The organism is Bacillus sp. 1780r2a1 (assembly GCA_024134725.1).
Classification (GTDB): Bacteria; Bacillota; Bacilli; order Bacillales; family Bacillaceae_H; genus Priestia; species Priestia aryabhattai_A.
The window spans coordinates 677,501-689,889 of record CP099863.1 but is presented as its reverse complement, the minus strand read 5'-3'; the positions used below and the strand labels follow the sequence as shown (position 1 = coordinate 689,889).

At 41.5% G+C, this 12,389-nt stretch carries 5 protein-coding genes, 9 tRNA genes and 2 rRNA genes (1 of these 16 cut by a window edge); 1 reads left to right on the top strand and 15 read right to left on the bottom strand.

Annotation, left to right across the window (positions count from 1 at the left end; translation table 11 throughout):
* Positions 1-43: 43 nt before the first annotated feature.
* The 4 genes from addA to NIZ91_03610 all read right to left on the bottom strand — a co-directional run bounded on the left by addA (position 44) and on the right by NIZ91_03610 (position 9,101).
* The gene (gene addA / locus NIZ91_03625) at positions 44-3,763 is read right to left on the bottom strand and encodes a helicase-exonuclease AddAB subunit AddA (protein USY55758.1); all 3,720 of its coding nucleotides are present in this window, start codon (positions 3,761-3,763) and stop codon (positions 44-46) included.
* Positions 3,741-7,247, bottom strand: a complete 3,507-nt coding sequence (gene addB, locus NIZ91_03620; protein USY55757.1) for a helicase-exonuclease AddAB subunit AddB — start codon at positions 7,245-7,247, stop codon at positions 3,741-3,743. Before addB ends, addA begins: the two co-directional genes overlap by 23 nt.
* 178 nt (positions 7,248-7,425) lie before the next feature.
* On the bottom strand, positions 7,426-8,166 hold the full coding sequence (fabG, locus tag NIZ91_03615; GenBank protein USY55756.1) for a 3-oxoacyl-ACP reductase FabG: 741 nt from the start codon (positions 8,164-8,166) through the stop codon (positions 7,426-7,428).
* 332 nt (positions 8,167-8,498) lie between these two features.
* Complete coding sequence (locus NIZ91_03610) at positions 8,499-9,101, bottom strand: TVP38/TMEM64 family protein (GenBank protein USY55755.1); 603 nt, start codon at positions 9,099-9,101, stop codon at positions 8,499-8,501.
* A gap of 193 nt (positions 9,102-9,294) precedes the next feature.
* On the opposite strand from NIZ91_03610, the gene NIZ91_03605 reads away from it, so the two are divergent.
* Entirely contained in the window at positions 9,295-9,531 is a 237-nt protein-coding gene (locus tag NIZ91_03605) for an IDEAL domain-containing protein (GenBank protein ID USY55754.1), read from the top strand.
* A gap of 34 nt (positions 9,532-9,565) precedes the next feature.
* Here NIZ91_03605 and NIZ91_03600 read toward each other — a convergent pair.
* From NIZ91_03600 to NIZ91_03550, 11 genes are all read right to left on the bottom strand, one after another.
* Positions 9,566-9,639, bottom strand: a tRNA-Ile gene (locus NIZ91_03600).
* Between the two features lie 4 nt (positions 9,640-9,643).
* Positions 9,644-9,717, bottom strand: a tRNA-Gly gene (locus tag NIZ91_03595).
* A gap of 23 nt (positions 9,718-9,740) precedes the next feature.
* Positions 9,741-9,817, bottom strand: a tRNA-Pro gene (locus tag NIZ91_03590).
* Positions 9,818-9,822: 5 nt separating this feature from the next.
* Positions 9,823-9,899 (bottom strand) — tRNA-Arg (locus NIZ91_03585).
* 6 nt (positions 9,900-9,905) lie between these two features.
* Positions 9,906-9,978, bottom strand: a tRNA-Lys gene (locus tag NIZ91_03580).
* 4 nt (positions 9,979-9,982) lie between these two features.
* Positions 9,983-10,057, bottom strand: a tRNA-Gln gene (locus tag NIZ91_03575).
* A gap of 6 nt (positions 10,058-10,063) precedes the next feature.
* Positions 10,064-10,147, bottom strand: a tRNA-Tyr gene (locus NIZ91_03570).
* A gap of 12 nt (positions 10,148-10,159) precedes the next feature.
* A tRNA-Val gene (locus tag NIZ91_03565) sits at positions 10,160-10,235 on the bottom strand.
* Between the two features lie 22 nt (positions 10,236-10,257).
* Positions 10,258-10,332 (bottom strand) — tRNA-Glu (locus NIZ91_03560).
* 9 nt (positions 10,333-10,341) lie between these two features.
* Positions 10,342-10,457, bottom strand: a 5S ribosomal RNA gene (gene rrf / locus NIZ91_03555).
* A 180-nt stretch (positions 10,458-10,637) separates the two neighbouring features.
* Positions 10,638-12,389: ribosomal RNA gene (locus NIZ91_03550) — 23S ribosomal RNA — on the bottom strand; it runs 1,183 nt beyond the window's last position.

Sequence of the window (12,389 nt, the reverse complement as noted above, 5' to 3'; positions counted from 1 at the left end):
CACCTTTTCTTGACAAAAAGAAGACGAAAAGCTCGCCTTCTTTTTACTCTTTTATCTCTATTACATGTCCACCATCTAAAAAATATAAGTAGCTATGTGCGATTGACTTTTTCACGATGGTTTCTACCGCTTTCCGATATAGCTTTAGCTGCACTTCATAGCGGTTTTTCAAGATTTCTTGCGCACTGTTAAAGTCATTGCTAAAGCGATTTTTAATATCATCGGTTTTGTAATCAACAAGAATGAGCTGACCATTCCATTCGTATAAGCAATCTATAATTCCTTGGACTAAAATTGCTTCATTATCATTCCATCCGTAAACCTCTTCTGTTGAGACATTTAAGCTAAACGGCATTTCACGATAAATCTTCTCTGCTTCTTTGAGCTGTTGTCCAATAAAGCTGTTTGTAAATTGAGCAATATCAGAAGGGTTAATACTTTCTGCTTGCTCCGCTGTTAAAATTTCATTGATAACGAGAGAATCAATAAGCTCTTGTACAGCTTCAATTGTTAGCGATTCCTTAAATGGTAAATGTTGCATCACTGTATGCACAGCTGTTCCACGTTCTGCTGCAGTTAATGAATGCGACTGCATAAAGGTCGGACGATCTTCAATGGTTGACTTAAATCCTGTTATAAGTTGACTTTCTGGTTCTTCACTAGTGGTTTGATACTGCCTTTTTAAATCAGAAACGGACTGCTTGGATCGATGTGTCGTTGCTTTTAAATGACTATATTTCCAGCGTAATCGCTCTTCAATACGCTCTTTATTTATACTTTCAAAATCAACTGGATTACCTTCTTGTACCGCAGCTAGCAGTTCTTCATGTTCCGATTGTTCTTCAACCAGCTGTTCAGATAGCTCCGTCGCTTGAATCGCTTGTACTTTCCATTTGGAACTGTGCTCATACACCTCTTGCAACACTGCTCTTTGCTCCTCAGGCATCCACTTTTCGAAATGACGATGTCTGGCTAAAGCAGGACCCACCCAATCAAGATATGACTTGGCATCTGCACGCATATAAGCAGGTAGCTCCCATTGGTCATGAGTTAATACTTGGCTCCATTTTTTCATTTGAGCCTCAGCATCTTTTACAGTTCCGACTAAAATTAATTTTTCCTTAGCACGTGTTAGCGCTACATATAAAACTCGCATTTCTTCAGCAATGCTTTCTTTCTTCATTTTTTGTTTCATGACTTGCTGAAGCAACGTTGGATACGTAATACGAAGCTTTGGATCAATATACTTGGATCCGAAACCGAGTTCTTTATCTAGCATATAAGATTTATTTAAATCCATTAGATTAAACTTACGGTTCAATCCAGCTACGAAAACAATAGGAAACTCTAAACCTTTACTGCTATGGATTGTCATTAAACGAACAACATCTTCTTGCTCACCTAGCGCTCTGGCCGTTCCTAAATCATTTCCACGCTCTTTCATACGATCGATAAAGCGCAGGAAGCGGAATAAGCCTCGAAACGACGTCGCTTCATATTGACGTGCACGGTCATATAAAGCTCTTAAGTTAGCTTGACGCTGTTTACCTCCAGGTAGACCTCCTACAAACTCATAAAATCCTGTATCACGGTAAATCTGCCAGATAAGTGTAGATAAAGAAGTTTGGCGTGCTGTGGTTCTCCATTCGCTAAGCTTCACAGCAAAGTGACAAAGCTTTTCTTGAAGAGGTCCTTCAAGAGACAAGCGAACATAATTTTTCATCGCCTCATAGTACGTCCCCTTTTTATCCTCGGCCCGAATTAGAGCAAGTTCTTCATCTGACAAACCTACAATTGGCGAACGCAATACAGAAGCAAGGGGAATATCTTGATATGGATTATCAATGACTTTTAATAAAGACATCATCATCATCACTTCCGTTGCATCAAAATACCCGGACGACAAATCTGCATAAATAGGAACCCCTTCTTGCTTAAACTCTTCCATAATTTGTGCTGCCCATGGCATAGAGCGAAGTAAAATAACAAAATCTCGATATGTTACGTTTCGCATCACATCTAACTTACGGTCATATACTTGAAAACGTTCTTGAACAAGCTGCTTTATCTTACGAGCCATTGCTCGAGCTTCTAGCTGAGCCGTTTCTAATTCTGCTTCTGAAAACTCCACTAAAGTTGACTCTTCTTCCTCTTCTCCGCCTTCTTTGGAAATCAGTAAAAGTTCAGACTCCATTTCACTACTGTCTGGATAAGAAGCCCCCAACTTCAAGGATGCATCGTCGTCATAGACGATTTCACCAACCTCTTCATCCATCAGCTGCTGAAAGATAAAGTTGGTCGCATCGATAATCTCAGAGCGGCTGCGGAAATTCTTGTTCAAATCAATTTTCATGCCATTCTTTCGTCCATCATGTGTAAAAGTCTTGTATTTTCCAAGAAAAAGAAATGGTTCTGCTAAACGAAAGCGGTAAATAGATTGCTTAACATCACCTACCATAAAGAGGTTACCATCTTCATCATCATGCTTCACAAGCTGAATTAGGGTTTCTTGTACCATATTCGTATCCTGATATTCATCTACTAAAACCTCTACAAACTGCGTTTTATATTTGTAAGCAACTTCAGATGGTTGAATTCCTTGATCTGACGGACGTCCTAAAATTTCCAAACAATAGTGTTCTAAATCTGAAAAATCTACGAGCCCTTTCGCTCGCTTTTCTGCTTCATAGCGCTCACCGAACTTCCTTACAAGCGATATAAGAACTTCTACTACAGGATGCATTTTCTTAAAGTCGCTCATGTATCCACTGAGCGGACGAGAAAATAAATCGCTCTGCATTTTTTCAAGAGCTGCTTTTGCTTTTTTACGAAGATTTCCAAATTCATCAAGTAAGGCAGCGTCATACTCATCACCTTTGCATGGCTTTAAACGCGTAAAGCTAAGGGTTTGCATTTGTTCATGTAGCTCAGCAAAAGTGTCAGCTGCAAGCATACGATTAACCTGAGCTAAATCATCCTCAATATTTACTTTTCTTGGAGCTGGACCTCCAGGCATTGTTGTTAACCTAGACGCTTGGTGTAGCATAGCTTGAACACCGCTCAGCTGTTTTTTCACTTCATCCATTAAAAAGTTCATAAATGGAAGAGAGTCAATTGTAGCCTCTTCACCAATGCTATATTGATGAAGAAGCATATCTAACCAGCTATTCGGCTTTGGATTAGAACGAGCAAAATCATATAATCTGCGAACCATATGCTGAACATCTAAATCATGACGATCACTTGTATATCGATCCACTAACTCAAAAAATAATTGATTACCTTCAAGGCTATACTGCTCTTCAAAAAGCTCGTCCAATACTTCTTCTCTCAAGAGCTCTGCTTCGGTATCGTCTGCAATTCGAAAACCTGGATCCAAGTCAATCATATAGTAATAGCTGCGGATAACTTCAAGACAAAATGAATGAAGAGTTGAAATAGACGCTCGGTTTAGTAAGTGCAGCTGTCTTCTTAAATGTAAAGAAGACGGGTTTATCTTTAACTCTTTTTCTAAAGCTTCCCCGATACGATGACGCATCTCTGCAGCTGAAGCGTTTGTGAACGTCACGACTAATAAACGGTCGACGTCCACTGGATTTTCAGGATCGATAATTTTTTTAATAATGCGCTCAACTAAAACAGCTGTTTTTCCTGAACCTGCCGCTGCTGCCACTAAAATATCTTGTCCAGATGACACGATTGCTTTCCACTGATCATCTGTCCACTGTGAATCAACAGGCTTACTCATTCGTTCCTGACTCATGCTTTTCCTCCTCTCGTATTTTTTCTAAAATATTATTTTGATTTTCATTTTTCAGCTGACGATATTCGTTTTCGCTTAGGGCTTCATCGAATTGACAAATTGAACGGTATTCACAAAAGGCACACGGTGTTTTATCTTTAAGTTTGTAAGGAGATATATCAATTTTACCTTCAGTAATTTCTGTCCCCGCCTCTACAAACTTTTTACGTACGTATTGTCTAAGGTGTGTAAAGTCCGTCTCAGATGCAATTGAAGAGTTCGAATAAAAACCACCTGTTTTTTTAATACCAGCTGAGATAATTTGTGAATGACCAGACTCTAGCGTTTCATCCATTAGGCGAACCGCTTCTTCATCACCTAACAGTAAGCCTTTCATCTTAAATTTCTTAAAGATTTCTTCTTCAACCTGATTTTCACTCAGACTCTTTGTACTATTAACCATCGGATTATGAACGTGGAAGTATAAAACACCTGCAGGTAAAGCACCTTGGTTCGTTTTTAAAAGCTGTTCAGCGTAAGTTACCACTACATCCAAATATGCAAGAATTTGAAGTGAAAGCCCATAATAGACTTCTAGTAAATTTAACGCTTTGTCACTGGATTTATAATCGACAATCCGAAGTAGTATCCCTTTAGAGCTTTCTGCTTTATCTACTCGATCTATTCGTCCCACTAGCTCCATCGTATGTCCATTTGGAAGCGTAAAGGTCATAGAAGGTAATTCTGCATCAGGACCAAAACCTAACTCTAGCCCAACAGGTACAAACCCGCTCGATTTTGCATGTTGACTTAATACAATCGACGCCCGTTCGATTACTTGCTGCAATTTATATGCAAGATATTGATGACGATTAGAACTCAACAAGATTTCGTTTTGTAAGCGCGGCGCTAATTCCTGAACTGCATCAGCAGAGAGAGATTGACAATCTTTCTTCGTTAACTGCTTCCAATCTTTCTCACTAGTTCTCAACTTATCTGAAATATGTTTTAACGCTGCATGAAAGAGCTCACCAATGTCAGGTGCCGCTAGTTGAAACACTTTTCTATCCTTCAACTTTAAGCCATGAGAAGCAAAATGCGAGTAAGGACAAGCCTCAAACTTTTCCATGCGCGATACGCTTGCCTGAATATGTTTGCCATACAAGCGCTCACTTGTTTTCTTCGTTAACCGCTTTGCATCGTTTTGATAAAATAAACTGCTCAAAACCCTTTGACTATACGTCTTCCATTCTGAAGTCATATAAAAGTTATAAACGTCCCACCATGCATCGCTCATTGGATAATGCCGTTTCCAAGCTTGTAGATTGCTTGCTAAATAAGCCATCGTAGACAGTGGATTCGCAATGTAATCAAGCTGCTTTTCCTCTTCTAAACTTGTAGGGTCATTCATTAATAACTTTTCTTCAAGTAATGGAAAGAGCTCTTTCAATCGATTAATAACCAGAGATGGTAGCAAAGATTTCCCTTCATCATTTGCTAGTGGATAGCTGATATATAACTTTTCTTCTGAGCTTACAAGCGCTAAATAAATTAAGAACTGATCATCAAACAGCTGCTGCTTGCCCGTTGGAGCTAACGTCACACCTGATTTAAATAATTCATCGCGGTCTTGATCAGATAAAATACTATCCCCCTGAGGTTTAGCTGGTATCACACCATCGTTCACTCCTACAATAAAGGTCGCTTTAATATTGGAAAAACGAGAGCGCTCGAAGCTTGCAACGAGGACCTGATCAAGAGATGGTGGAACAATAGCAAACTGCATACTGTCTAGTCCCGTCTCAAAAAGCTCAGTAAACAGCTTGATGGATACTTTTTCTTCTCCCATCATTTCTACAAACTGATCAAATAAGTTTAAGACGGCTTTCCATACTTGCTCATGTTCACGTGCTTCTTGTACCTTTCCATTTTCTTCACAGTGATCACGAAGCTTCTCAATTTTTTGTGGGATACTGAGCTCTATTAAAAAGAGGTAAAGAGCTTTTGCTTTTTCTTTCCCCGTCTTTCCTTTCTTTAGTTCCTGCTGCAGTTTCATAAGTGGATTTACAACAAGTTCTTTTAGCTCATTAATCTTTTCTTCGAACTGGACTTCCTCATCTGTTTTTGGTAGATTCATATCCTCTAATGAACGATATTTTCGATACTTCCACCTTTCACCATTTGTCCACTTAGTACCTTGAATCCCATATGCTAAGACATAGTTTTCAAATTGGTCCATTCCTTCCCTTAGCTTATTAACCTCAGCTTCTATCGGAAAAAACATATCTGTCTTAATGGCACGAAAAATACTTTCATAGCGCCAAGAGCCACTTACGACTTCTAAGCTGGAACGAATAAATTCAATAATTGGATGGTGAAACATTGCTCGCTTTTGGTCAATAAAGTATGGAATTTCGTAATCGCGAAATACGGTTTCAATTAATTCATCATACTCATTTTTATTCCGGACAACTAAAGCAATATCTCGGTACCGGTAATCAGAGTCTTTAACTAGCAGCTGAATTTCTCTTGCAATTCCTTCTACTTCTGCACGCCGACTCACAGCAGGATATAAAGAAATGTCATTTGGCTTCTGAAAAAATTCAACAGTTGGACGCTCGTCATAATACTTCTCTAAGTGAGACAATTCTTTGCTGTTTGAATGGCGAAAATTATCCTTTAATAAAACGGGATCTTTTATTTCAATTCCTTGTTCTAACGCTACTTTTGTTAACTCTCTATACGTCTCTCCAGTTAATCTAAAGAGTTGCAAATCAGCTGGTATATAGTCTGCTTGCGTATAATCTCCCGTCAATGTGACCGTTACATCTGAGCAAACTTTCATAAGTTCGACTAAGACATCGAGTTCTTGCTTTGTAAAATGATGAAATCCATCGACGTAAATAACAGCTTTCTTTAAATACGAAGAAAGCTGAATTTTTTCAGCTAATAGTTTCAAATAATCTTCACTATCTACATACTTCATTAATAGCTGTTTTTCTAGCTCTTGATATATAAGTCCTAAATCATGCAGCTTATCCGCTAGCACTTGCTCGTTACTGTCTTTAAGTTCTTTCTGCAGAGTCACTAACGATTCAGGCTCTAATCCATACTGCTTAAACTCTTTTAACATCTTTTCTAGCTTTGTGATAAACCCTTCTTTTTCAGATGCTGCTGCAAATAAGATGAGCTCTTCTTTTTGTTGTTCTATAATTTTTCTAAGCATCATATGCATGCCTGTTTGATCAATATGATAACGACTAATGCCGCCTGCTTCTTGGAGAACTCGCCAAGCCAAACGCGTAAAACTATAGACTTGAGCTCTCATCATTCCGCCCAAGCCTGGCGTTTGAATAAGCTCGTACTCAGACTGGAAAGTCATTTGCTCTGGAACAATATAAATAATTGGGTTACCCAGTGGCTCACGCGCTAATTCTTGGCGAATAGCATTTAAACATGCTGCTGTTTTACCACTTCCAGACCTACCCAGCATAAACTGTAGCATTTTCTTCACCCCTAACGAATTTGAACGCCACAAAAAAAGTGACGTTCAACAAGCTTTCTTTCTATATTCTGATCAGTTATTTACCCTTTTCGTTACCATTTATTTTACTGGACTTACATAAAGAAATCCAATAAAATAAACCGTTTTGGCTCGTTACCAAAACGGTTTATTTTTCCTATTACATCATAATTCCACCATCGACATGTAATACGGTTCCGTTTACATAATTGGATTCATCTGATGCTAAATATAAGTATGCATAGCCAATATCAGAAGGCTGTCCTAACCTTTGAAGCGGTATGGTTGATTTCATTTGGTTAATGACCTTCTCTGGAACAGCAGCTACCATATTCGTTTCAATAAATCCTGGTGCAACAGCGTTTACGTTAATTCCTTTACGCCCAAGTTCTTTTGCCCAAGTCTTAGTCATTCCTACAACCGCGGCTTTTGCTGCTGCGTAATTGGTTTGTCCAACGTTCCCATATACGCCTGAAACAGACGACGTACTAATAATTTTCCCACTGCCTTGAGCTACCATATGAGGCACAACAGCTTGCGTACAGTTAAAAACACCCGTCAAGTTAACGTTAATAACTGCTTGAAAGTCTTCCATTGTTAACTTAGTTAGCATTGCATCTCTGGTAATTCCTGCATTGTTAACTAAAATGTCTATTTTGCTATAGGTTTCTACTACTTCTTCTACCATCCCATCTACGTTATCACGATCTGCAACATTGACTTGAAAGAATGTGACGTCTCCACCTTCATTTCGTAAAACCTGTGCTTTCTCTTCACCTAAAGCTTGGTCATAATCAACGAGTGCCACTTTTGCTCCTTCTTTTGCAAAAATCCGTGCAGCTTCAAAGCCTAATCCATTTGCAGCGCCTGTAATAATTGCCACCTTGTCTTTTAATCTCATCTCCTACCACATAGTATGAACGTTCTTAAGAACAGGCTTGCCTCCATACTATGCATAGCCCCCTTTTACTTGACGACAAGCACGTCGTATTCGTAAATCATGTGCAAAAGCGATGAATTAAACAACCCTTTTACTAACATATGTAGTAGAGAATTGCCCAAAACATTCATAACTTTTCAGAAAACAGGGAAATCAACAGATTAAGGTGAGGTAAAGAACGTGTAGGGATTCTAGAAAGTGTAGCAAAACCTGCTAATTTTATCCTTATTTTAACATATATTCCACTAAAGCGAAATCATGAATTCAGAAAAGAAAATTCCTCTTCATTTATTCTACTGGTTCATACGAACATTTAGGCGCCTCTCAATTTGTTTTCCTACAACCCATAATACAAAAATAACAATTAAAACAACAATAGCTTTTGTCGGCTGTTGTACGAAGGAGATAAAGTCAGCTCCTATAAAGCTCATCATAAAAATCATTACCATTTTTCCTGCTAAAACCGCTAACACAAATTGTGGCATACTGACTCTGGATAAGCCAGCAACAACATTAATAGCAGCTGATGGAGTGAAAGGAAAGCATAGCATTAAAAACAGTGGACCAAAACCATGGCGTTCAACCCAGGCCATAATCTTTCGAATTTGAGCATGCCTACTTATAAAATTCAAGAAGCGTGCTTGTCCATATCGACGAAAGATAAGGAAAACAATAATTGACCCTACGCACGACCCAACCCACGAAATTAGAAAACCTAACCATAAGCCAAATGCAGCAGCATTTGCCATAACAAAAGCAAACAGAGGTAAAATCGGAATAAATGCTTCAAGAATAGGAAGTAATAGTCCCGGTATAATACCAAATGATTGATATTCTTCTAAAAGTTCAAGCACACCTTCAAGCGTTAAGTATTCTTTAATTTTATCAAAGTCCATTACTTAATCTCCTAACTGATGACTACTAACTTAATCAACATTGTACTACTTTCATTACCGAAACAAAAGGTGCTCAAACATTTATATTTGTCTGGTCACTATACAATAAAATAAGTCTAAAAATTTAGAAAATTAGTTGTTTTTTTGTTCCTTACTCTATATACTAAGAAAAAGGCTGCAGAGGTGATGATGGATGAACAATGAAAAATCGTACGCCGAGATGATGAAATCCCTCGCTCGCAAAAGAAAAATTCGCGAAGCTGATAACGTGCTTGATATGTACATTGACATGCTTATTGACGATGCCTTATTTAAACACAAAAAAACCATTTTAGAAACGCAAATTAACTATGCATTAGATGAACGAGATCGTACTGCATTTTATGACTTGTCTCTTCAATATCAATCTCTTTTAAGAACATCTACATGAAAAAAGAGCATCTTAACTAGATGCTCTTTTTTAGTGGGCCTAAGTGGACTCGAACCACCGACCTCACGCTTATCAGGCGTGCGCTCTAACCAGCTGAGCTATAGGCCCGTTATGGAGCGGGTGATGAGAATCGAACTCACGACATCAGCTTGGAAGGCTGAGGTTTTACCATTAAACTACACCCGCATATATAAGTCAAGAATATTTCCTGGTCGGGAAGACAGGATTCGAACCTGCGACCCCTTGGTCCCAAACCAAGTGCTCTACCAAGCTGAGCTACTTCCCGTTCTATGGCGCGCCCGAGAGGAGTCGAACCCCTAACCTTTTGATCCGTAGTCAAACGCTCTATCCAATTGAGCTACGGGCGCTTAATATGAGCCATGAAGGACTCGAACCTTCGACCCTCTGATTAAAAGTCAGATGCTCTACCAACTGAGCTAATGGCTCTTAATGGCTGGGCTAGCTGGATTCGAACCAACGCATGACGGAGTCAAAGTCCGTTGCCTTACCGCTTGGCTATAGCCCAATAAAATGGTGGAGGGGGGCAGATTCGAACTGCCGAACCCGAAGGAGCGGATTTACAGTCCGCCGCGTTTAGCCACTTCGCTACCCCTCCAGCTTAAATAAATGGTGGAGGATGACGGGATCGAACCGCCGACCCCCTGCTTGTAAGGCAGGTGCTCTCCCAGCTGAGCTAATCCTCCAAATTTCTTATATAAAAATAAGTGGTGACCCGTACGGGATTCGAACCCGTGTTACCGCCGTGAAAGGGCGGTGTCTTAACCACTTGACCAACGGGCCAATTTAAATGCCTGGCAACGTCCTACTCTCACAGGGACAAAGTCCCAACTACCATCGGCGCTAGAGAACTTAACTTCCGTGTTCGGCATGGGAACGGGTGTGACCTCTCTGCTATCGCCACCAGACATGAATTGAGATTATTCTCTCAAAACTAGATAACATTTTGCTGAGTACTAAGTTTACTGTCTAGCTACGGCTCCTAATTGTTCGGTCGTTTCACTTCTGTTATTGAAACCAAAAAGCGGTTTCCCTATCAGAAGCTCCAACGCCTTTCACAATTGAACAGTCGCCTTCGCTTTTCTAATTTGGTTAAGTCCTCGATCGATTAGTATCAGTCAGCTACACACGTCACCGTGCTTCCACCTCTGACCTATCAACCTGATCATCTTTCAGGGATCTTACTAGCTTGCGCTATGGGAAATCTCATCTTGAGGGGGGCTTCATGCTTAGATGCTTTCAGCACTTATCCCGTCCACACATAGCTACCCAGCGATGCCTTTGGCAAGACAACTGGTACACCAGCGGTGTGTCCATCCCGGTCCTCTCGTACTAAGGACAGCTCCTCTCAAATTTCCTACGCCCACGACGGATAGGGACCGAACTGTCTCACGACGTTCTGAACCCAGCTCGCGTACCGCTTTAATGGGCGAACAGCCCAACCCTTGGGACCGACTACAGCCCCAGGATGCGATGAGCCGACATCGAGGTGCCAAACCTCCCCGTCGATGTGGACTCTTGGGGGAGATAAGCCTGTTATCCCCGGGGTAGCTTTTATCCGTTGAGCGATGGCCCTTCCATGCGGAACCACCGGATCACTAAGCCCGACTTTCGTCCCTGCTCGACTTGTAGGTCTCGCAGTCAAGCTCCCTTGTGCCTTTACACTCTACGAATGATTTCCAACCATTCTGAGGGAACCTTTGGGCGCCTCCGTTACTCTTTAGGAGGCGACCGCCCCAGTCAAACTGCCCACCTGACACTGTCTCCCAGCCCGATCAGGGCTGCGGGTTAGAATTTCAATACAACCAGGGTAGTATCCCACCGACGCCTCCACCGAAGCTAGCGCTCCGGCTTCTCAGGCTCCTACCTATCCTGTACAAGCTGTACCAAAATTCAATATCAGGCTACAGTAAAGCTCCACGGGGTCTTTCCGTCCTGTCGCGGGTAACCTGCATCTTCACAGGTACTATAATTTCACCGAGTCTCTCGTTGAGACAGTGCCCAGATCGTTACGCCTTTCGTGCGGGTCGGAACTTACCCGACAAGGAATTTCGCTACCTTAGGACCGTTATAGTTACGGCCGCCGTTTACTGGGGCTTCGATTCAGAGCTTCTCCCAAAGGATAACCCCTCCTCTTAACCTTCCAGCACCGGGCAGGCGTCAGCCCCTATACTTCGCCTTGCGGCTTCGCAGAGACCTGTGTTTTTGCTAAACAGTCGCCTGGGCCTATTCACTGCGGCTCTCTCGGGCTATACACCCTACCAGAGCACCCCTTCTCCCGAAGTTACGGGGTCATTTTGCCGAGTTCCTTAACGAGAGTTCTCTCGATCACCTTAGGATTCTCTCCTCGCCTACCTGTGTCGGTTTGCGGTACGGGCACCTCCCGCCTCGCTAGAGGCTTTTCTTGGCAGTGTGGAATCAGGAACTTCGGTACTATATTTCCCTCGTCATCACAGCTCAGCCTTATGATGAGCGGATTTGCCTACTCATCAGCCTAACTGCTTGAACGCGCATATCCAGCAGCGCGCTTACCCTATCCTCCTGCGTCCCCCCATTACTCAAACGGCGGGGAGGTGGTACAGGAATATCAACCTGTTGGCCATCGCCTACGCTTTTCAGCCTCGGCTTAGGTCCCGACTAACCCTGAGCGGACGAGCCTTCCTCAGGAAACCTTAGGCATTCGGTGGACAAGATTCTCACTTGTCTTTCGCTACTCATACCGGCATTCTCACTTCTAAGCGCTCCACCAGTCCTTACGGTCTAGCTTCGCAGCACTTAGAACGCTCTCCTACCACTGACATCAAAGATGTCAATCCACAGCTTCGGTGATACGTTTAGCC